The 21,108-nt window shown below is 71.4% G+C and carries 21 protein-coding genes; 9 read left to right on the top strand and 12 right to left on the bottom strand.

Annotation, left to right across the window (positions count from 1 at the left end; genetic code table 11):
* Positions 1 to 31: 31 nt before the first annotated feature.
* The 4 genes from NL115_RS10020 to NL115_RS10005 all read right to left on the bottom strand — a co-directional run bounded on the left by NL115_RS10020 (position 32) and on the right by NL115_RS10005 (position 5,062).
* Entirely contained in the window at positions 32 to 1,492 is a 1,461-nt protein-coding gene (locus tag NL115_RS10020; RefSeq protein WP_254833042.1) for an NCS2 family permease, read from the bottom strand.
* 150 nt (positions 1,493 to 1,642) lie between these two features.
* Positions 1,643 to 2,203: an orotate phosphoribosyltransferase gene (gene pyrE / locus NL115_RS10015; RefSeq protein ID WP_254833041.1), complete on the bottom strand. Its 561-nt coding sequence runs from the start codon at positions 2,201 to 2,203 to the stop codon at positions 1,643 to 1,645.
* Between the two features lie 437 nt (positions 2,204 to 2,640).
* Positions 2,641 to 4,041 (bottom strand): aryl-sulfate sulfotransferase, encoded by a 1,401-nt coding sequence (locus NL115_RS10010; RefSeq protein WP_254833040.1) that lies wholly within the window; start codon positions 4,039 to 4,041, stop codon positions 2,641 to 2,643.
* 43 nt (positions 4,042 to 4,084) lie between these two features.
* Positions 4,085 to 5,062 (bottom strand): DUF5787 family protein, encoded by a 978-nt coding sequence (locus NL115_RS10005; RefSeq protein ID WP_254833039.1) that lies wholly within the window; start codon positions 5,060 to 5,062, stop codon positions 4,085 to 4,087.
* 85 nt (positions 5,063 to 5,147) lie between these two features.
* Between NL115_RS10005 and mch the strand changes: the two genes are divergently transcribed.
* Entirely contained in the window at positions 5,148 to 6,086 is a 939-nt protein-coding gene (gene mch, locus NL115_RS10000) for a methenyltetrahydromethanopterin cyclohydrolase (protein ID WP_254833038.1), read from the top strand.
* Positions 6,086 to 6,613 carry a double winged helix-containing putative transcriptional regulator gene (locus tag NL115_RS09995; protein WP_254833037.1) on the top strand — a complete coding sequence of 176 codons (528 nt, stop codon included), beginning with the start codon at positions 6,086 to 6,088 and terminating at the stop codon, positions 6,611 to 6,613. Before mch ends, NL115_RS09995 begins: the two co-directional genes overlap by 1 nt.
* A 28-nt stretch (positions 6,614 to 6,641) precedes the next feature.
* On the opposite strand, the gene NL115_RS09990 is transcribed toward NL115_RS09995, so the two are convergent.
* Positions 6,642 to 7,100 carry a YbhB/YbcL family Raf kinase inhibitor-like protein gene (locus NL115_RS09990; protein ID WP_254833036.1) on the bottom strand — a complete coding sequence of 153 codons (459 nt, stop codon included), beginning with the start codon at positions 7,098 to 7,100 and terminating at the stop codon, positions 6,642 to 6,644.
* A gap of 329 nt (positions 7,101 to 7,429) precedes the next feature.
* On the bottom strand, positions 7,430 to 8,350 hold the full coding sequence (locus NL115_RS09985) for an amidohydrolase family protein (RefSeq protein WP_254833035.1): 921 nt from the start codon (positions 8,348 to 8,350) through the stop codon (positions 7,430 to 7,432).
* 109 nt (positions 8,351 to 8,459) lie between these two features.
* On the opposite strand from NL115_RS09985, the gene NL115_RS09980 reads away from it, so the two are divergent.
* The 5 genes from NL115_RS09980 (at position 8,460) to NL115_RS09960 (ending at position 15,407) form a co-directional block, all read left to right on the top strand.
* Positions 8,460 to 8,705 (top strand): hypothetical protein, encoded by a 246-nt coding sequence (locus NL115_RS09980; protein ID WP_254833034.1) that lies wholly within the window; start codon positions 8,460 to 8,462, stop codon positions 8,703 to 8,705.
* Positions 8,706 to 8,751: 46 nt separating this feature from the next.
* Complete coding sequence (locus NL115_RS09975; protein ID WP_254833033.1) at positions 8,752 to 9,177, top strand: HIT family protein; 426 nt, start codon at positions 8,752 to 8,754, stop codon at positions 9,175 to 9,177.
* Between the two features lie 106 nt (positions 9,178 to 9,283).
* Positions 9,284 to 11,527, top strand: a complete 2,244-nt coding sequence (locus tag NL115_RS09970) for a CocE/NonD family hydrolase (RefSeq protein ID WP_254833032.1) — start codon at positions 9,284 to 9,286, stop codon at positions 11,525 to 11,527.
* A gap of 132 nt (positions 11,528 to 11,659) precedes the next feature.
* Positions 11,660 to 12,451: a ParA family protein gene (locus NL115_RS09965; RefSeq protein ID WP_254833031.1), complete on the top strand. Its 792-nt coding sequence runs from the start codon at positions 11,660 to 11,662 to the stop codon at positions 12,449 to 12,451.
* Positions 12,452 to 12,611: 160 nt separating this feature from the next.
* Positions 12,612 to 15,407 carry a M14 family metallopeptidase gene (locus NL115_RS09960; RefSeq protein WP_254833030.1) on the top strand — a complete coding sequence of 932 codons (2,796 nt, stop codon included), beginning with the start codon at positions 12,612 to 12,614 and terminating at the stop codon, positions 15,405 to 15,407.
* 55 nt (positions 15,408 to 15,462) lie between these two features.
* On the opposite strand, the gene NL115_RS09955 is transcribed toward NL115_RS09960, so the two are convergent.
* Together NL115_RS09955 and NL115_RS09950 are read right to left on the bottom strand one after the other, a co-directional pair.
* Entirely contained in the window at positions 15,463 to 16,653 is a 1,191-nt protein-coding gene (locus NL115_RS09955; RefSeq protein WP_254833029.1) for an acyl-CoA dehydrogenase family protein, read from the bottom strand.
* Positions 16,654 to 16,708: 55 nt separating this feature from the next.
* Complete coding sequence (locus tag NL115_RS09950; RefSeq protein WP_254833028.1) at positions 16,709 to 17,203, bottom strand: DUF7858 family protein; 495 nt, start codon at positions 17,201 to 17,203, stop codon at positions 16,709 to 16,711.
* 169 nt (positions 17,204 to 17,372) lie between these two features.
* Between NL115_RS09950 and NL115_RS09945 the strand changes: the two genes are divergently transcribed.
* Complete coding sequence (locus tag NL115_RS09945; RefSeq protein ID WP_254833027.1) at positions 17,373 to 18,302, top strand: transcription initiation factor IIB; 930 nt, start codon at positions 17,373 to 17,375, stop codon at positions 18,300 to 18,302.
* Between the two features lie 3 nt (positions 18,303 to 18,305).
* On the opposite strand, the gene NL115_RS09940 is transcribed toward NL115_RS09945, so the two are convergent.
* The gene (locus tag NL115_RS09940) at positions 18,306 to 18,602 is read right to left on the bottom strand and encodes a hypothetical protein (RefSeq protein WP_254833026.1); all 297 of its coding nucleotides are present in this window, start codon (positions 18,600 to 18,602) and stop codon (positions 18,306 to 18,308) included.
* Entirely contained in the window at positions 18,599 to 19,228 is a 630-nt protein-coding gene (locus NL115_RS09935) for a DUF7857 domain-containing protein (protein ID WP_254833025.1), read from the bottom strand. The genes NL115_RS09940 and NL115_RS09935 overlap by 4 nt, the downstream gene beginning before the upstream one ends.
* 96 nt (positions 19,229 to 19,324) lie before the next feature.
* On the opposite strand from NL115_RS09935, the gene NL115_RS09930 reads away from it, so the two are divergent.
* Complete coding sequence (locus tag NL115_RS09930; RefSeq protein WP_254833024.1) at positions 19,325 to 19,738, top strand: PaaI family thioesterase; 414 nt, start codon at positions 19,325 to 19,327, stop codon at positions 19,736 to 19,738.
* A gap of 105 nt (positions 19,739 to 19,843) precedes the next feature.
* Here the strand turns inward: NL115_RS09930 and NL115_RS09925 are convergent, their stop codons facing one another.
* On the bottom strand, positions 19,844 to 20,716 hold the full coding sequence (locus tag NL115_RS09925) for a DUF7856 family protein (protein WP_254833023.1): 873 nt from the start codon (positions 20,714 to 20,716) through the stop codon (positions 19,844 to 19,846).
* Positions 20,713 to 21,063, bottom strand: a complete 351-nt coding sequence (locus NL115_RS09920) for a DUF7855 family protein (protein ID WP_254833022.1) — start codon at positions 21,061 to 21,063, stop codon at positions 20,713 to 20,715. The genes NL115_RS09925 and NL115_RS09920 overlap by 4 nt, the downstream gene beginning before the upstream one ends.
* Positions 21,064 to 21,108 lie beyond the last annotated feature (45 nt).

The following is a 21,108-nucleotide window of genomic DNA, read 5'->3' as shown; positions in this document are numbered from 1 at the left end:
GGAGCGCCCTGAACGTTGGCCGGGCGCCGGGCTACAGGCTGCCCGAGAGGATGCCGGAGGTCCGGACGAAGAAGTAGACGACGAACGCGCCCGCGAGCGCCCACTGGCCGGCCGAGACATCGCTGGCTTCGCCCTGCGCGGCCTTGACGACCGGGTAGGAGATGATGCCCGCCGCGATACCGTACGCGATGGAGAAGGTGAACGGCATCACGAAGATGGTGAGCGCCGCCGGGACCGCGAAGGAGAGGTCGTCCCACGCGATCTCGGCGACGTTCGAGAGCATGATGATGCCCACGACGACCAGCACGAGGTGGGAGGCGTACGTGGGGACCGCCGCGGCGAGCGGCACCACGGCGAGCGACAGCAGGAAGAAGGCGCCGATGACGAGCGCCGTCATCCCGGTGCGGCCGCCCTCCTCGACGCCGGTCGCGGACTCGATGTACGTGGTGACGGTGGAGGTGCCGATCATCCCGCCGACGGTGGTGCCGACGGCGTCGGCCATCAGCGGCTTGTCCATGTCCGGGAGGTTACCGTCCTCGTCGAGGAAGCCGGCGGCCTGCCCGACGCCGGTCAGCGTGCCGGCGGTGTCGAAGAAGTCGACGAAGAAGAACGTGAACACGACCAGCGCGAAGGAGAAGCCCTCGACCCCGCTGAAGCCGTCGACGAACGCGCCGACCAGCGGCGTGATGTCGTAGCTCGCGGCGTCGTAGACGATGGGAACGTTCGGCGCCAGCGGGATGCCCGACTTCAGCGCGACGCCGGCCTGCTCGGCGGCCGCCATGGCCGGCTGGCCGGAGTAGCCCGCCGCCGAGGCGGCGTAGCCGGCGACCGACGTGAGGATGACGCCGATGATGATGGAGCCGCGGACCCCGCGGGCGTACAGTGCGAGCGTGACGAACAGCCCCAGCACCGACAGGATGGCGATGGGGTCGGAGGCGAAGACGGGGCTGAACGTGACGAACGTCACGGGGTCGTTCGCGACGACGTGCATCTCGATGAGCCCGATGATGGCCAGGAACAGGCCGATACCGGCCCCGACGGCCAGCTTCACGGGCTGTGGGAACAGCCTGATGATGGCCTCACGCGCGCCGACGGCGGTCAGCAACACGAAGATGATTCCCTCCACGACGACGGCGGCGAGCGCCGTGTTCCACGGGACACCCAGCCCGAGGACGACCGTGAACGCGAAGAACGCGTTCAGTCCCAGTCCGGGTGCCTGCCCGAACGGCCGGTTGGCGTAGAACGCCATCACCAGCGTCGCCGTCGCGGCCGCCAGCAGCGTCACGACCGCGAGCATCTGCTGTGCCTCGGGGACCGACAGGCCGAGGTCGGGGCCGGGACCGTTCACGATAGCGGGCGCGAGGATGGCCGGGTTCACGACGACGATGTAGCTCATCGTCAGGAACGTCGTGATGCCGGCGACCACCTCCGTCTGCAGGTCGGTGTCGTGCTCGTCGAAGCCGAAGAAGTCGGCCAGCGTCTCGCGTACCATTACGCCCGGCGACGCGCACAGGTAGCACTTAACGGTTTTTGCATCGGACCACCCATCCGTCCGATTCCGTTGGCGTTCGGCGGTCGAACGGCTTCCAGCAGCGGAATCGAGTGCCGAAGTCGACAGGTGACGGGGAGCGCTCGGCCCGCGTCAGTCCTCGGCGTCGACGTCGATATCGGCGTCGGCCAGCAGGTCCGACGCGGTCAGCAGCGATTCGAGTTCGATGTCGTGTTCGGCGAGGTTCTCGCGGGCCCCCTCCTCGCGGTCCACGACGACCAGCACGCGGTCGACCACCGCGCCGGCCTCGCGGAGCGCCTCGACGGCGTCGATGGCCGACCGGCCCGTCGTGGCGATATCCTCCAGCACGACGACCTCCTCGCCCGCCTCGAAGCGACCCTCGATGCGGTTGCCGGTGCCGTACTCCTTGGCGGCCTTCCGGACGATGACGTACGGGTTGCCGGTGGCGACGCTCGTCGCGGCCACGAGCGGGACCGCGCCCAGCGCGACGCCCGCGAGTTTCGTCTCGCCCACGCGCGCGGCGAAGGCGTCGGCGATGAGTTCGAGACAGTCAGGACTGGTCTCGAACAGGTACTTGTCGACGTAGTACTCGGACGTGCCGCCGTGCGAGAGCTCGAACTCGCCGAACTTCACCGCGTCCGCGGCGCGAAGGGCCGCGACGAGGTCGTCGCGCTCGTTCGTGTCGTCGGTCATGGGTGGGGGTGTGGGTGGTGGTGGGTTAAGCGGCCCGGAACGGGATACGGGACAGTTGGTGACTGTTCGGCCGGGGCTGGAGGGATGGTGGCGGGCACTGAGACACCTTCGCGCGCTCTGACGCCAGTGACTTCGACGGCAAGACGACCCCCTACGAAGCCCCCGTGCTCTCGCCCTTCGAGTCCGCCAGGAGTCGGCCGTTCCACGGGCGCGTATCCCTGCCCTTCCCCGGGTTGCGCGGCCTCGCTTGCGCTCGGCACGCGCGGCCCGGCCGGAGAGCGGTTGGACGGCCGGCCGGTTCCACGAACAGGAAGCGCGCGAACGCTCGGTACAACAGACAACGGAGGCTTTCAACAGATTTCGAAGTATAATGCCACAGTTTTTATTTATATACCTCTTTTAGATTATAAAACAGATTATCGAGAGATATCACTTCCCTATTCCCGCAACACGTAGAACGCACCGACGGCCACGAGCACCACCGCAGCGCCCCCGAACGCGAGCGCTCGCAGTCCCGTGCGCCCGGTCGCGCCGGGCGTGACACCACCATCGTCCGAGTCAGAGGCGTTCACGCCGAACGCCCCCAGTAGTCGCTCTTCGCGGGTCGGGGCGAACTCCAGCAACGCCGTCGCGCAGTCGGCCACCTGCCCCTGGTCGACCCGGGCGCTGTTCGAGAGCGTCACCGTCCGGTTCGCGTCGAACGACGCGGCGGCGGGGCCGCCGGGCTCGTCGCCCAGCGCGACCCGCTCGGCGTCGTAGGGCTGCCACGGGGCGTACACCTCCCAGACGACGCGGCCCGCGGGCGTGACCTCCATCACGCGGTGCCCCCGGCGGTCGATGACGAGCGTGTTGCCGTTGGGGAGCCGGTCGGCGTCGCGGGGTTCGTTCAGCCCGCCGCCGACGAGCTCCCAGGTCAGCGTCCAGTTCTCGCCGCCCGGACTCGACGGGTCGGCCGCGCCGGGCGTGCGCGTGTACTCGACGACGCGGTCGTTGCGACCGTCGGCGACGAGTATCGCGGCCCGCCCCTCGGCGGTGCGCAGGAGCTGCGGGTTCGAGGGCGTGTCCAGCGTCCGGAAGGCGTCGTCGGCGCCGAGGCGGAGCGAGAGCTCGTCGGTCGAGCGGTTCACCACGAACACCGTATCGAAGTTGCGCGCCGAGACCAGGTACTGGCCGCGCGCCACCCGGTCGACGTCGTTGACGTGGACCCAGTCGCGGGGGTAGGGACCGCCGCCGGCACGCGGGAAGTCGCCGTCCCCGGCGAACGTCCAGTTCCAGACCGGCTCCTCGGCCCGTGGGTCGTAGACGAGCAGCCCCTCGCTGCCGGGCGTGGCGTCAGCCACGAGGAGATTCCCGTTCGGCAGCCGGTCGATATCGGTCGCGCTGGTCACGTTGGGGTCGCGGGCGAAGCGCTGGACACTGGTCCGCTCGCCGGTGACCGGGTCGAGCGTCTCCGCGATGGCGACACGGGGCTCCGTCGAGGTCAGCAACAGCTCACCCGACGGGAACGGGTCCACGTCGTACGCCCAGAACCGACCCCTTGCGGTGGCGTTGTACGCGTACTCGAACCCACCCTGTGGCCCGAAGCCGACGACCAGCGAGGGCCGCTTGACGTACCGGGCCCCGTCGAACGCGATGCCCTGGATGGAGACGACGGTGGTCCCGTTCGGCGCCCGCTCCATCCGCCCGACGCAGGGGTTGTCGACCGTCGTGTTCGCCTGGACCGCTGCCGCGGAGTCGGCTGGACCCGAAACGGACCCCCCGGCCAGCGGGACGACGAGCGTGCCCGCGAGCACGGCCAGCGCGAGCAGCGACGCGACGACGGCGCGGCGGGGATGCACGCCCCCCTCTGGTCGGCGCTCCGGCTTGAGCCTTCGGCTCCACTCACTCCGGGTCGACGAAGCGGCCGAGCCCCGTCTGCCGCCGGCGCTCGCCAGCGTCGGGGTCCCAGGCGGTCGCGTCAGCACGGGCGCTCTCGGGGTCGACGGAGGGCGCTGCACCCGAAACGAACCCCTCGCACGCCGGGCCACACTCGGCGGCCGGGTCGACGATGCGGCCCTTCCACGGGCAGTCCGGCACCGGGCCCGTCCCCCCGCGCTCGCCGACCGCGATGCGGGCACAATCCGGCCACGCCTCGGGGGCGGGCCGCCAGCCCTTCCCGAAGGCGCGCTCGGCGAGGCGGCGCCGCGCCCGGCGTTTCTCGGCGGCCGACACCACGCGGACCTCGGTCCGGCCCGGGTGTTCGTCCAGCGGCTCGACGCCCCACTCGTCGTCGAGTGGCGTCGGCTCCCGCACCACCTCCCGCTCGCCCGTCTCCGGGTCGAACCGCCACACGCCGACGGCCTCGGGAATGCGGTTCAGGTGCGCCCCGGTGACGTGCGAGGCCGTCGCGAGTACCACCTCGTCCAGGAGCGCGAGCGAGACGTCGGTCCGCAGTTGCTCCTGGAGGTCACCGGGGCGCCCGAGGTCGGGCTTGTTCTCGATGCCGCGGAGCGAGCCGAGCCACTCGTCCGGGTAGCGACCCGTCGCCCGCACCATCTCGCGCCCGTTCCGGCGCTCGCGTTCGAGGTAGCCCGCGTCGACCGCCGCGTCGACGATGCCCTCGACGCGGTCCGGGTGGACATCGAGCGCCCGCCGCGGGGCCCGCGCGGTGCCGGGCCCGATGTCGGATTCAAGGACCGGCGCCGGAATCGTCCCCGGGCAGAGCGAGACGCGCCCGTCGAACCCCGGCCCCGGCTCCAGTTCGACCACGTCCATCACGCGCGAGCCGTGGCAGGAGGCGCCGAGCTGGCGTGCGAGGAGCCCATCCGTCTCGGACTCGTAGTGGGCACAGAGAGCCAGCTCGAAGGCGTACTCGCGCACGGTCGGATGTGGGGCGGCGTGGGCTTAAGCGGCGCGTCGGGACCCTAACCACAACCCTTTGCCCGGACCCGCCGAACGCCCGCGCATGGAGAGTCTCAACGTGATGGCCGTCGAGCTGGTCGACGAGGCCATCGACTTCCGGGACGAACTCGCCATCGACACCCACGAACTGGACAACGGGGCGACCGTCCTCGACTTCGGCGTGGAGGCGTACGGCGGTATCGAGGCCGGCCTCCTGCTCGCGGAGATCGCCACGGGCGGCCTCGCGACGGTGCAGGCCGACGCCTCCGGCACAGTCGAGGGCGCGACCGTCCCGCACGTCGAGGTGACCTGCGACCACCCGGCGCTGGCGCTGCTCTGCTCGCAGAAGGCCGGCTGGGACGAGTTCCCCGACGGCTACGACGGTCTCGGGAGCGGTCCCGCCCGCGCACTCGTGGCCGAGGAGGAGGAGTTCCGACAGACCGGCTTCCAGGACGAGGCCGACTTCGCCACCCTCTGCATCGAGTCGGATACGCTCCCCGGTGAGGCCGTCGCCGAGTCGGTCGCCGACCTCGCGGACGTCGAACCAGAGAGCGTCTTCCTGCCCACCTACCGGACGGGGTCCATCGCGGGGAGCATCGCCACGGCCGCTCGCGCCGGGGAACTCGCCGTGTATCGCCTCTCGGAACTCGACTACGACCCGCTGGACGTGCTGACGGTGACGGCACGGGCACCAGTCGCGCCGGTGGCGGGCGACGAGGCCACCGCGATGGCCCGGACGAACGACGCGCTGGCGTACGGCGCGAGCGTCCACCTGACCGTCGACCGCGACTTCGACCGGTTCGACGAGGTGCCCTCGACCGCGGCCGAGGAGTACGGCACCCCGTTCGAGGCGTTCTTCGAGGACGCCGACTGGAACCTCGGCGCCATCCCGCGGGAGGTGTTCGCCCCGGCGCAGGTGACCGTCGACGTGCTGGGCGGCCCCACGCACGCGGTCGGCGCGACCGAGGAGTCCCTGCTGGCCGAGAGCTTCGGCCTGGAGTGATGCGGTTCAAGGTCGTCCCCGCGCTTCCCGGCGAGGTGCGCGAGGAGCCCGACGTGGCGCTGGACCTGCTCTCGCGGGCACGCGATGCCGTCCCGCTCGTCCCGAAGTCCGAGGACGACTGCTGTATGCGCGTCGTGAACACCGGCGTCGTCGGGGGACGCGACCTGGCCAGCGAGTGGCTCACCTTCGCGCGGGCGCTGGAACTCGTCGCCGAGTCCGACCGGGGCTACCACCGTGTCCGGGCGGCGCCGGACCCGACCGACGAGGCGGGCCGCGCGACGCTGGCCGACCGCTTCCGCGAGCGCGTCTTCGGCGCCGAGGAGCTCCTGGCGGCGCTGGCCGACGCCGACGACGGGCTCACCGCCGACGCCGCCTTCGAGCAGTTCCGCGACCGCATCCCGAACTGGGAGCGCCGGCGCCACACCGACCCGGAGCAGGTGTGGCGCGACCGCGTCGAGCGCCTGCTCGACTGGGCGGTCGTGCTCGGAGTGGCGCGGTGGGACGGCGAGCGTTACCGGCCGGGCTGAGCGCGGGGGAGCGAGTCGAACTGTCGCGTTACGGCGCGTACGTCCCCTCGAGTTGTGCCTCGGCGATGACGTGGCCCGACATGGCCACCTTCAGGTCCTCCTTGTCGGCCGATTCGGGGAGGTCGAGCGTCGTATCGAGCGCGAACAGTCGGAAGCGGTAGGTGTGCTCGCGGTCCGGCGGCGCGGGGCCGCCGTAGCCCGTCTCGCCGAAGTCGTTGGTCCCCTCGTTCGCACCGTCGGCCGTCGGGTCCCACCCCTCCGGCAGCTCGGTGTCCGGCGGGACGTTCCAGACGAGCCAGTGGTCCCAGACCGTCCCCGCCGGCTCGACCGCGTCGGGGTCGTCCATCACGAGCGCGAGCGACACCGCAGCGTCGGGGACGCCCGCGACCGTCAGCGGTGGCGAGACGTCCGCCGCGTCGTGGCCGTGCTTCTCGGGAATCCGTTCACCGTCGTCGAACGCCGGACTAGAGAGCGCGAGGTCTGTCATGATATCGACCGGATGCCGGTCACCATCGGTGTTCTGCGGGCCCGAAAAAAAACGTTCGCCGCGGGCCGCTCCCGTCCGACCGGGAGCCGGCGCAGGTGCATCACCCCCACCCCGCTCCAGGGACGGAACCGACGCGAGTGTCGCATCGCTGTCCCACCCCCGACGGTGGTGCCCGCACCTGATGGAGCCGACGCGAGAGGGCGTGCGGGGACCCCGCTCGCACCCGAGGTTGTGTCCCGACGGTACACTAACGCTACCGACCCGGGTACCATTTGGGGCGACGAGTAGGTTGAATACGGATGAGGAACCCGAAGCGAGTTCCCCGACGTTCACTCGCCGTCGGGGGTCGGCGTGTCCGGCCGCGCGTCGGCGGGCGGGAGGTCGACCTCGCCGCCGAGGAACCGGCGGGCCGCCCCCCGGAACAGCGCGTCGAACGCCCCGGCCGAGAGGTCGCGCGCGAGCAGGCCCTCGTACTCCCGGGCGTAGTCGTGGGGCATGTTCGGGAAGTCCGACCCGTACAGCACCTGCCCGGCGAGGTCATCGAAGACGGCGTCCGGAACCTCGGCGGGGTCGAAGTCGACGTAGTCGTCGACGACCGTCGCCATCGCGAAGCAGGTGTCGAGGAACACCTGGTCGTGCTCGCGCGCGAGGGCGACGAACGCCTCGTGCTCGAACGTGCCCATGTGCGCGGCGCACGCGCGCACGTCCGGGTACGAGCGCACGAACGACTCGAACCGGTCGACACCGACGTACGGTGAGTCCTCGAACATCGGCGCGGTGCCGGCGTGGAACAGCACCGGCCGGTCGTACTCGGCACAGAGTTCGTACGCCGGCGCCAGTCGCTCGTCATCGGGCGCCACCTCCTGCACGGGACACTGGAACTTCAGGCCGCGCGCCCCTGCCTCGAACGCGTCGCGCACGACCGCGCGGACGTCGTCCTCCGGGTGGACGGTGGCGAACGGGATGCACATCTCGCGGTCGGCGGCGGTGTCGACGAGCCAGTCGTTCAACTCGCGGGCGATACCGGCGCGGTGGGCATACGGGAGCGCGACGTAGCGGGTGACGCCGTGGCGCCGGAGTTCGGTCTCGACGGCGTCGGCGCTCGCCCCGTGCGGGAACTCCCAGTCGGCCGCGTCGTTGAGCGAGTCCCGGATGGCGGCCATCAGCCGCTCGGGCATCAGGTGGACGTGCGCGTCGACGGCGGGCGCGAGCGGGGCCCCCGGGCCGTCGGTCCCTGAACGGTCGGTCATGGCGCGCGGCTTCACAGGGAACCGACCAAAGGCTTCCGGCGGCGGACACACCCCCCACTCACAGTCCATAGACGGTTGATTTAATATAATTCGGAGTGATTGCCACGCTATGGAATCGGGGGATGGGGGGAGCGACGGCGGGGAGCTACAGCCAATCGTCGACAAACTGGCCGCGGCGGCTCGCGAGGCCCACACGGAGCTGTGTACCGAGCTGCCGTCACCGGAAGCGCGGACCGGAAAGACGCAGGCGGACGTGACGGAACTCAGGGAGGGTATCGAGACGACACAGCAGTACATCCGGCAGCTGGAACAGTACATCGTGGCGCTGGAGGAACAGGTGGACGAGGGGGAGTGAGCCCACCGCCCGAAGCTTCATGCGCGACCCGGACGCACCGCCGTCCATGACCGACGACTGCATCTTCTGCAGCATCGTGGCCGGCGACATCCCCTCACGGACCGTCTACGAGAGCGAGGACGTGCTCGCCTTCCTCGACGCGAACCCGCTGGCGCCGGGACACACGCTCGTCATCCCGAAGACCCACCACGAGCGGCTGAACGACCTCGGCGACGGACTTGCGGGCGAGGTCCTCGGGACGCTGAACGCGCTCGTCCCGGTCGTCGAGAACGCGGCCGATGCGCCCGCCTCGACGGTCGCGTTCAACAACGGTCCCGAGGCCGGTCAGGAGGTGCCCCACGTCCACGGCCACATCGTCCCGCGCTTCGAGGACGACGGCGGCGGCCCCATCCACGCCGTCGCCGGCGCGCGCCCGGACCTCTCGGAGGAGGAGCTGGACGACATCGCCGAGCGCATCCGAAACGGTAACTGAACCAGCAGTCAATTGGTAATACGTCGTCCATCTCCGGGCCAGAGCGGCTAATTTTATACAAATCTGGAGGAGCATCTATTAGTCGTTGGGTTCGGCACGCCGTGTCATGACACGCCGGGACGCGGACGGCGACGGAACCGAGCGGACGGACGTATCGCGACGGGGACTCCTCCGGGCAGGGGCGGCGGCGACAGCGCTCCCGTTCGTCGGCGCGGCGAGCGGGCGCGAGGCGACCGACGAGGGACCGCTCGCCCCCGCCGACGAACCCCTACCAGGGCCGACCGTCGCCCCGCTGGGCTACGACTGTGGCGAGGACCAGACCGGCGACTACACGGGGGTCTCCCGGGCGCCGACCCACGACTTCGGCGAGGAGCGCGTGGTCGAACTCGACAGCGAGGCGGACGGCGAGAAGATCCAGCTCGGCTACATCAAGCCGGAGCCGCTGGGCGACGACCAGCCCGACGGCGACTACCCGGTCATCCTGCGGGCGACGCCGTACGTCAGCGACCTCCGCAAGCCCGACTCCATCCGGGACTGTGTGCGCATCGAGCGCCTGACCGAGAACTTCGTCCAGCAGGGGTACGCCGTCGCGGTGGTCGCCGTCCGCGGGACCGGCGGGTCGGGCGGCTGTATGGAGCTGTTCGGGGCGACCGAACAGGCCGACGTGAACCAGGCGGTGACCCACCTCGGGACCCGCGAGTGGTCGAACGGCAACGTCGGCATCATCGGCCGGTCGTACGACGGGACGACCCCGTGGATGGCCGCCCGCGCCGGGAACCCCTATCTCGCGACCATCGTCCCCTACTCCGGGGTGACGGACGTCTTCGAGCTGATGTACAAGCGCGGGGCGCCCGAGAGCCGCGGCTACGGCGTGTTGCCGGCGCTGTACTACGCCATCTCGCTGGCCGAGCACGCACCCACCTCCGGGACGGGGCTGGCGACGTACCTCTCGCGAGCGCAGTGCCCGGACAACTACGCCGCCGGGACCGCGTGGAGCGTCTACTCGGGCGCGACGGGCGAACGAGACCCGTCGGGCTACTGGACCGAGCGGGTGCTCAAGCCGGGCGTCGCGCGCAACTACGAGGGGAGCATCCTCCTGGTCCACGGCCTGCAGGACTGGAACGTCGACCCCTCGCAGGTCTACCCGTGGGTCGACGAGTTGCGGGCCGCGGGCATCAAGACCCATCTCTACTTCGGCCAGTTCGGCCACCGCTACCCCGACGACGGCCGCGAGAAGGGCGAACCCAACTACAACGAGCAGTGGCAGGACTACCTGCTGGCCTGGTTCGAGAGCGAACTGAAGGGTGAGTCCTACGTCGGCGAGTTCCCCGAGGCCGAGGGCATCGACCCCGACGAGACGTACGACCCGGTCCCCGAGGTGTACGTCCAGAACTCGGCGAAGGAGTGGTACACGGCCGAGTCGTGGCCGCCGGCGCCGGCCGAGCCCCGCACGCTCTACCTCGGGAGCGACGGGCAGTTCCGTACCTCACCGGACCCGGAGACAACGACCGGGCGCGTGTTCAAGGACGAGACCAGCACGGTCGAACCCGGCGCCCGCGGGACGGTCACCGTCCGGTCCGACCCGGTCGACGAGCGGTTCCGGCTGGCCGGGACGCCGACCCTGTCGCTGACCGTGACCCCCACAAGCAGCGCCCCGCACCTCACCGCCCACCTGTTCACCGTCGACGGGGAGGGGACGCCCGAACGGCTGGGGTGGGGGCAGGTCGACCTCCGATACGCCCAGCCCGGTCCCGAAGCCGACACCGTCGTCCCCGGGGAGGCGCTGTCGGTGTCGCTCCCCATCGAACCGCTCGACGCGGTGGTGCCCGCGGGGTCGTCGCTGGCACTCGTCCTCAACCAGGGGACCGTCTCCGGCCGGACGGAGTCGCCGACGCCGACGCCGCTGCGCGTCGAGACCGGCGGTGACGCGTCGCTGACCGTCGAGGCCTGGGGCGCCGGCCTGGGCCGCGGCGCGCAGCCGACGGCCGCCGGGCAGCGCGCCACGGACGGCACCGCCTATCAGGGCGGGGCGACGGCCCGACAGACCCTGACCGTCAGTGCCGACCCGCCCGCCCCCGTCCGGGACACAGTCCCCGCGTCGTGGACGGTGTTCGCGGCCGACAGCAAGGACGTGGCGCGGACGGAGACGGACAGCGAGGCCGGGGTGACGCACGTCTACCTCCAGCCGACCGCCGACAGCGAGACGTTCGAGTACTTCGTGGAGGTCCCCGACGGCCCGGCCGCGACCGGGGTGTACTCGCTGGGGCCCGCAGCCGTCAGGCGCGAGGGGGACTGGGTCCCGCTCTCCGGAACGAGCGCCGACGCGTTCGTCGTTGGAACGCCGGAGTGACGGCATCGGCCGTCGAGACCCAGACCGGGGACGGGCGACAGCGCACACGATGTCCATCGTCCGGGAAGCCGAGCATCTGTCTCACGCCATCAGTCACTAGATTTTATCAGCGATGACGAGGCAACGAGCGGTATGTCCGAGCGCGAGAGCTGGGGGCGAACGGCGGGGGACGACGACGCGACAACGCTGGCGCTGGTGGGTGCCGTCGGCGGGGCAGGGACGACCAGGCTGACCGTCGAGTGTGCCGCGGCGCTGGCGAGCGAGGGACGGGACGTGGCAGTGCTGGATGCGGCCTACGCCACGCAGGGCCTGGCCAACCACTGCCCGGGGCGTATCGACCCCGACGTGACGACCTGCGTGACCGGGAGCCGGTCGCTGGACGCGGGGCTGGTGACGCTCCCGCTGGACACGCCCGGGCGGGTCGCGTGCCTGCCGGCCTACGCGCCGTTCGAGCGGCTAGCACGGGCGAAGACACCCGAGGCGGCGCAGCGGCTGGAGGAACTGTTCGACGCGGCCGCCAGCCGGTTCGACGCCGTGCTGCTGGACGTGCCGCCGGTGGCGTCCAATCAGGCGGTCGCGGCCGTCACGGCCGCCGACCGGGTCGCGCTGGTGACGCCGGATTCGAGACGCGGCGCCGACGCGCTCCCGCGGGCGGCCGACCGACTCCGCGACCTCGGCGAAGTTCCCGACTGCGAGGTGGCGAACGCCGGTGCGAGCGGCGGCACCACCGAGGGAACCGTCCAGCGGGCGGACGTGACCCTGCCGGCGAGCGCGGCGACGGCCCCCGACGCGGCGCCGGCCTACGGCGATGGTGGCGCGTTCGCGGCGGCCGTCGCGAGGGTTCTCGCAGCGACGCTCGATGTCGCCATCGAGCCCGATGACGACGGGGGCCTCGGCGAGTACGTGCCCGGACTCTCGGGGTAGCGACCGAGGGCGCCGGGTCGCAGCCCGAGGGGGCATCACCGATGGGTGTGAGACAGCGGCACAACCACGAGACCATCACGTACCGTATTCTCGCCTACATTTGGATACGTTTGTCAGAACCCTTTGCGTGGAACAGGTATATCCCGCAGACAGACCCATCGTGTCCGAGCATTCGTTCACCGACGCGGATATCTCCCGTCGACGGTTCGTACAGCTCTCGGCGGCGACCGGCGCGGCGCTCGCGCTGCCCGGCAACGCGACTGCCGACGCCAGCGCCGAGGCGTTCGACGCCGAGTACCAGTACGTCCAGAACCACACGCCCGCGGACTACGCGGTCCCGACGGCCATCGAGGCCACGGACGCGGCCGCGCTGTCGGCCATCGCGAGCATCGCGCCGGACGCCCGGACGACGACAGAGCCGGCGCCCGCGGCGTATGCGGCGCTGACGACGGAGCAGGCCGAGCAGGTGGCCGACCTGCCGACGGCGACGGACATCCACTTCGCGCCCGGCGGCAACCCGTTCTGGCGGCTGGGCTACTACCCGCTGGGGGTCTTTCCGGACCCCGCTCGCTGTGTGGACTACCTCGACATCGAGGAGGTCGGCGCCGGCTTCGAGCACCTCGCCGACGACCACGCCGACCGGATTCGCGTCTTCGGCATCGGGCAGAGCGCCGGCAAGTACAACGACCTGACGGCGCGGCGCGACCCGCGCGACGTGATGGTCGTCGAGGTGGCCGAGAACGTCGGGGACCGCGCGGCGTTCAGCGAGAAGCGCCAGGTACTCGTCAACTGCACCATCCACGGCAACGAGCGGGCCGGCGGCGAGGCCGCCCCCCGGTTCATCGAGCGGCTCCTGACGGGCAACGAGCCCGAAATCGAGGACCTGCTCGACGACTACGCGCTCGTCTTCACGTTCACCAACCCGGACGGCTGGGCCGCCCGCCGCCCGCAGTACGAGAGCAACGGCGTGCCGAACGCGCCGCTCCACGAGCGCGGCAACCTCGGCGGCGACACCAACCGCCAGTACCCCAATCCGGGCTGGGTGTCGCCGGCCCACACCATCGCCGAGCCGCAGGGCCGCACCCTCGACGGGACGACGGACCCGCCGGACTACGTGGCCGACACGGTGCCGGACACGCTCGCGTTCATCGAGCACTGCCGGACCTACGAGAACCTCGTCAGCGCCATCGACCTCCACGGGATGCTCTCCTCGAAGGACTTCGTCCTCGCGCTCGACGGCGCCTCCCAGTCCGACACCGGAGCGCTGCAGAACAGCTTCGAACTCATCGAACGCATCGGCAAGAACATCACCGCGGCCCTGTCCGAGTGGGAGACGGCCGGGCGGACCATCTCCGAGGTGACCGGCGGAACGAACCCCAGCTACGCCGGGCTCTCCGTCGTCCCGGAGCAGGCGTTCAACGCCGGGACGCCCGTCGAGACCATCGGCTACTCCGGCACGGGCTTCGTCGACGAGTGGATGTCGTTCCCCGAACGCCTCGGGGGGTTGGACGTCCCCAGCCTGACGATGGAGATGGCCTACTCGAACACCGTCGGCGGCAACGTCTACGACCCCGCTCGCGTCGGGATGCAGGTCGACGGCTACCAGGCCGCCATCCGCGGTGCTGTCGAGTTCGCCACCCGCGACGTGGTCGGTCGCTTCGAGTCCGACGGCGATATCGCGTTCGTCGACACGGACAGCCTCGTGCGCTCCTCGGACGCCCTCGATGTCGGCGACGACGAGGGCGGTGACGGGGGCGATGACAGGAGCGACAGCGGGAGCGGGAACACCAGCAGCGCCGCGACAGCGAGTCCCACGGCGACGACGGCCGAGATGGCCACCCTGCCGGCCGGCGGAACCACGACCCAGACGTACACCGTGGAGGCGGCGACCACCCGGTTCGCGGTCTCCCCGCACGTCCACGAGTCGGTGGCGAGCGCCGAGCTGGTCGCCCCCGACGGGACGACCGTTCGCACCTTCGACGCGACGGAGGGCCGTGCGCTCGGCGGGGCCTGCTGTGCGCTCCCGACGTGGGAGGTGACCGACCCGCAGGCCGGCGACTGGACGCTCCGGTTCACGGACGAACTGGCGTCGGGGAGCAGCGTGCAGACGCAGTTCGCCGCGACGCAGGGGAGCGTCGACGCCCCCGACCCGGCGGCGGAACTCGGCTACGAGCAGCGCGATTACGAGGTCGACCCGCTCCAGTACTTCCGCGACCTCGACGACGACGCGACCGGTGACGTCGATGGGCTCCCCGTGGGCGCCATCGCCGGCGACGACGAGGAGACCGAGCGGCAGGGAGGCCGGCCGGACTTCGCCCGGATGCTCGGTGCGGACCCGACCCGGAGCGACGAGACGGATCCGCTCGCGGCCTACGACCACGTCGTCGCAAGCCACGACGACGGCATCGGGAACGCCGACTACGTCGCGGCCCTCGAAGCGTTCGTCAGCGACGGCGGGAATCTCGTTCTGACGGATTCGGGGCTGGACCTGCTCGGGGCGATGGACGGCGTCGCCATCGAGAACGGCGATGTCACGACGGCCGAGGACAACTACGTCGCCCGCCTCGACACCGTCACCGACCACCCGCTCGTCACCGGCCGGGACCCAATCCAGGACCACCTCTGGTACATCGCGCCGCTGGGCTACGCGGAGAACGAGGCCCCCGTGACAAGCATCGACCAGGCCGCCTTCGAAAGCGCCGGCGGCACCGTCGCCGGGCTGACGGGCGGCCGGGTCGTCGTCGGGACGCTCGAACTCGGTGCCGGCACCATCCAGGTCGTCGGGAGCCTGCTCCCGCCGGCGAAGCAGACCAACCTCCACCCGTTCGGGATGGTGGACTACGCGGCGACCTACTTCGGCCACCTCGTGATGACGAACGCGCTGTTCGCCCAGCAGGTCCGCGAGGTGAACGGTGAGGAGACCGTCCGCATCGGGCGTGGGGACGACGGGGCCTGAACCGGCCCCTGTGGTCGGCTCGCGGCACCGCACACCCGGCGACGAGCCGTCGAGACTAGATGAGTTCCCGGGCGATGGTCCGGCGCTGTATCTCGTCGGTCCCCTCGAAGATGCGGAGCACCCGCGCGGTGCGGTACTCGCGCTCGATGGGGGCGTCCTTCATGAAGCCGGCCCCGCCGTACACCTGCATCGCGACATCGGCGGCATGGTTGGCGAGTTCCGCGCCCCGGAGTTTCGCCATCGACTCCTCCATCCGCGCGCGCTCGCCGTTCTCTATCTTCCACGCGGCGTAGCGGTAGAGCTGGCGGACCTGCTGGACGTCGGTGGCGAGGTCGGCCAGCTGGAAGGAGACGCCCTGCCGGTGGCCGATGGGCTTGCCGAACGTCTCGCGGTCGCGGGCGTAGTCGACGGCGGTGTCGAGGAGGAACTGTGCGGTGCCGACGGCGTTGGCGGCGATCTTGATGCGGCCGCCGCCGATCCAGCTCATCGCGGTCCCGAACCCGTTGTCCACCTCGCCCAGCACGGCGTCCTCGCCGACACGGGCGCCGTCGAACCGGAGCTGCGCCTGTCCGCCCGGGGTCAGGCCCATCGTCCGGTGGACCTTCTCGACCTCGTACTGGTCGGAATCGACGAGGAAGCAGGTGATGCCGCCGTACTCTCCCTTCTCGCCGGACGTGCGCGCGAACACCATCGCGAAGTCCGCGTAGGGCGCGTTCGTGATCCAGTACTTCTCCCCGTCGATGACCCACTCGTCGCCGTCCTTCTCGGCGGTCGTGTCCATGTAGTGGGGGTCCGACCCGTGGTCCGGTTCCGTGAGCGCGAAGCAGGTCGTTATCTCGCCGTCCATCAGCGGGTCGAGGTACTCCTCGCGCTGCTCGTCGGTACAGGCCAGCAGCACCTTCGTCGGGCCGCCCGCGCCGCCGGTGATGGCCGAGTGGAACCCCGGCGGCCGGTTCGCGAGATGCTCGGCGACGATGGCCGAGGTGACGAGGTCCACGCCGCCGCCACCCACCTCCTCGGGCATATCCATCCCGTAGAAGCCCGCCTCGACGGATTTGTGCCGTATCTCCTCGACCACCTCGCGGTACTCGGGCACCTGGTAGTGGTCCTCGTCGACGATGTGACGCTGGTAATCCTCGCCGAGGAACTCCGGGTGCTCGGCCTCCAGCGGCGCCACTTCCTGCTCGATGAAGTCGTCCAGCGCCTTCTTGATCTGTGTCGCCTCGGCCGGTTCGCTGAAATCCATGAGCAGCGGTGGCGTGGCACGCACAAAACCGTTCGGCCCCGTGAGAGGGGGTCGATTACAGGAACTCGTTGGCCCCACTGTGCGTCTCGGCCAGCGGATCGCCCGTCTCGACGGCGAGCGCGCCACTCACGGCGTCACGGGCGCCCGGAATCGGGTCGTGGGTCTCGACGTAGGCCGCGAGCGCGAAGTCGGTCTCGTCGCCGCCGGCGAGTTCCACCGCCTCCGTCCGGGCGAGCCGCGCGTCCAGCCAGTCCCGGACCACTTCGCGCCCGGTCGGGCCGAGCGGCTGGATGGGCTCACCGAGCCGGTGGAGCGTCTTCGCGCCCGTGACGGGTGCCACGCCGGCCGCCCGGGCTGCGTCGCCGATACTCGCGCCCGCGGCGTACTCGGTGGCCAGCGTGGCCGCCGCCTCGGGCGTGCAGGGGAGCCGGTCCGCGAACCCGCGAAGCCGCTCGGCCAGCGGCGCATCCGTGTCGTCGACAGCCGCGACGCCGCGGTCCTTCTGCTCGGCGGTCACCTCCAGCCCCGCGGCGATATCCGAGAGCGTCACGGCCGAGGCTTGTCGGGCGACCGCCGTTAAATTTTGTCCACACACTCGAGGAATGGAGTCCGCCGACGCGAGTTACCTACCGGTCACCGGTAGGTAACTCACGGTCGCTCGCGGTCGAATCCGGCGTTCCCGCTCCTTCTTGAAGGGGAATCGCGCCGAAGCCTCGCACATGAGCACGACGGCGACCACGTGCCCCGAGTGCGACGGCCGACTGCGTAGCGAGGGAACCGAGACCGTGTGTGGCGAGTGCGGACTGGTGGTCTCCGAGGACGCGATGGACCGCGGCCCGGAGTGGCGGAGCTTCGCGGACGACGATACGGACCCGCGGCGGACCGGGGCACCGCTGACGAGAAGTCGACACGACCGCGGCCTCTCCACGGAGATCGGCCGGTCGACACGCCTGAAGGGCCGCAAGCGCCGACGCGTCGCCCGGATGCGCAAACACCACAAGCGCGCGTCGGTCGGCGGCAAGGCCGACCGGAACCAGGTGTACGGGTTCACGGAGGTCCGGCGGCTGGTGAGCCAGCTCGAACTCCCGGAGAGCGTGCGCGACCGCGCCTGCGTCCTGTTCGAGTCCGCCCAGGACGCCGGACTGTTGCAGGGACGCTCCATCGAGGGGTTCGCCGCCGCCGCGGTGTACGCCACCTGCCGGACGGCGTCGGTCTCGCGGACGCGGACCGAGATCGTCGACACCGCCCGGGCGGACGCGGGCGAACTCGCGGCCGCGTACGACGCACTCAACCGTGAGCTCGGGCTCCCGACGGGACCGATAGACCCCTCGGAGTACCTCGCCCGGTTCGCCTCGAAGCTCGAGCTCCCGAACGCCGTCGAGCGCCGTGCCCGCACCCTCGCGGAGGCGGGCGCGGACGCCGGGCTCGTGAACGGCCGGAACCCGAGCGGCTTCGCCGGCGGCTGCCTGTACGCTGCCGCCCGCGAGCACGGGTGCGACCTCACCCAGCGCGAGGCCGCCGAGGTGGCGGATGTGACGCCGGTGACCCTCCGCACGGCCTACCGGGACGTGCGTGACCTTGACGCGAACGAGTGGGACGGCGAGGACGAGACTCCGGAGGGGTGCGGCGCCGTGCCCGCCGACGACTGACGCTCAGGCGACGACCACGACCGCCCCGGCCTCGTGTTCGACCCGCCGCGCGAGTATCGCCCGTTCGGTGGGCGTGAGCGCTCCACCCCATCCAACGACCGGAACACCGCATCGGTTCCGGAGTGCCTCCACCACGGTCGCCCGCCCCGCCAGCACGTCGCGCCCGTCCGGGCCCCGTCCCGCCGCGTCGGCCGCCACCCACCCGCCTGTATCGAGGACGACACCGTCGAGCGCCGACGCGATGGCGAGTGCCCGATTGACGGCCCGAGTGCCGACCCGACCACCGACCCGGACTCTCACGCCCCGGGGTCCGACGCGTCCTCGCGCGCCGCCGCCAGCCGCCCTTCGAGCGCCCCCGCTCGCTGCGCCAGCGCCGACAGCGTCTCCCGGTCGACCACGACCGTCGCGTGCCCCGGCGAGCAGCGGCGACGGCCATCTTCGAGCGCCTCGACGCGCCGCTCCAGCGCCGACAGCCACGCCCCGACCGCCGGTGGCAACGCGACGCCGGTCCCGTCCGCTCGGAGCGGGTCGTCGCCGTCGGTGCCCGCGCCGTCGCTCGGTACGTCCTCGTCCGCCTCATCGGCCTCGTCCGGCGCGCGTGGAGCCGGAACGGTCGGTGCTCCGGACATCGACCCGCCGTCAGTCGTGCCCCGCCCGACGACCTCGTGGTCCACGGCGACGGGCCGCTCGCGGGGCGGCGCGGGACTGGCATACCCCAGCGCGACGCGCTCGCCGGGCGCGAGCGTGCAGGCTGCCGTCCCGTCGGTCCACGATGGGCCGAGGGTGTCGGCGGGCGGCGCTCGAACCGGCCCATCGAGTCGGTTCTCGACCCGAATCCGGCAACGGGTGGGCGTATCGTTGTGAACCCTGCACTCGACGAGCGTGAGCCCGCCGCGGCGGTCGATGTCGCAGTCGAGCGTCGGCATGGGGGCGGTGGTCCCGGCATGGTACGTGAAGCTACGGCCGGTGCCCCGGGCCACCCCGTCCCCGACGCTTATCGCCCGACGGGAACAGGGAGGGGTATGACCGACGCCAACCGCGAGTTCGTCGCGAACCACGACCACCTGCGCGGCCTCGGCATCACCATCGAGGCCCAGGAGGAGGGCTGGGTCCGGGCCAGCCTGCCCCATCAGGACGAGCTGACGAACCCGGGGAGCGACACCATCCAGGGCGGCGTGGTATCGACGCTCATCGACCACCTCGGCGGGGCGGTACTGCGGACGACGCTCGATGACCCGCTCGCGACGCCACACGCCTCGACCGACCTCAGCGTCTCCTTCCTCCGGCCCGCGGACGGCGACCTCACCGCCGAGGGGACCGCGCTCCGGGTTGGCGGCTCGATGGCCGTCGTCCGCGTCGAGGTGACCACCGGCGACGGCGACGAGGAACAGCTGGCCGCCGATGGGCGAGTCACGATGCACGTCAAGCGCGATTGATTTATCCACGGTGATTCCGAACCTACCACATTGTGTCGAAATTTAGGCAGATATTACGATATTTGGGCGAGTGTGCTCCGACTCCAGCCATTATCCGGAGGCCTGTCACACCCGAATCGCGGGCGCATCCAGCCAGTCGCTCGCGGCTCCCACGTCCGGGAACCGCCGCGCGGCGAGGACCACCGGCGCGTCGAGCGTCACGGCGCGTGCCAGTGCCAGCCGCGCCGTGACGGGGTCGGCCCGGTCGAACGTCGTCGCGGACGAATCGGGCGTCGCGACCACGGCAGCGTCCACCCGCTCACGGACCCGGGCAGCGAGTTCCGCCCGGGCCTCGCGCCGGGCGTTCGCCAGCCGGTCCTCCAGTTCCAGCCGGCGCTCCCGGGCGTCGCGGGCCTCGCGCGCCCGCTGTCGCTCCCGGGCGAGCGCCTGCTCGGCGGCCGCGTGCTCGGTCTCGGCCTCCGAGAGGGCACTCGCGGCCGCTTCGAGGTCGGCCACGGCATCGCTCGCATCGACACCGGCCTCCCGAAGCGCCTGGACCCGGCCCTGGTACGTCGCGACGCGCTCGCGCTGGCGGTCGACATCGGCACCCGCCTCGGCCACCCGTTCACGGGCCGCACGCAGGTCGGCGGCAGGCGGGTCGTGGTCGGCGAGGCGGTCCTCGAGGGCCTCGATACGGGCCCGGTTCGACGCCCGGTAACCGAGCGCCCGCGCCGCAGCCGCCAGTGCCCGTCGCCGGGGGAGCGCGCGGCCGTCGACCAGCCCGACGTGCTCGTGGAGTGGTCCGGGCGACGCACACCGGACGCGCTCGTCGTCCGGGTCGCGGACGGCCGCAGCGAGGGCTGCAGGAGCGATTGCGGGCGCCTCGGACCGGGCCGCGAGGTCGACGGCCCGGCCACGGACGGAGCGGTCACCGAGACGGACACGGATTCGAGGGCGAGCGTCGGGGGCGTCGGGGAGCCCAGGCGCCGCCGATGTCATCGGTCGTCGTCGAGGTCGCGCGCCTTCAGCGACGCCGGGTCGGGATGGTCCGTGCCGGCGGCGAAGCGGCGATACGGCGTGCTCGGTTCGTCGCGGGCCTCGTACGCCGCGGCAGCCTCCCGGACCGCGGCGTCGGCATCGGTGAACTCGTTGAACGGCCGGGTCCGCTCGACCTGCACGTCGTCGGGATGCTTCTCGCGCAATCGGCAGGCGAGGAAGGCACCGTGTTCGGTCGCCGCGAACAGCGCTGCCCGCCCGAACCGCCGGACGACCGTCTCCTCGTGGGCGCGACAGACGTTCCGCAGGTCGCGCCGGGCCCCCCGCGAGTACGTCACCACCAGCAGCACGACCGGCGCTGCTGCCCGACGGCACGTAAATTTACTGCACGGTGC

It is taken from the genome of Haloglomus salinum (assembly GCF_024298825.1).
GTDB lineage: Archaea > Halobacteriota > Halobacteria > Halobacteriales > Haloarculaceae > Haloglomus > Haloglomus salinum.
The sequence above is the reverse complement of the archived record's forward strand: the minus strand, read 5'-3'. Positions and strand labels throughout refer to the sequence as shown.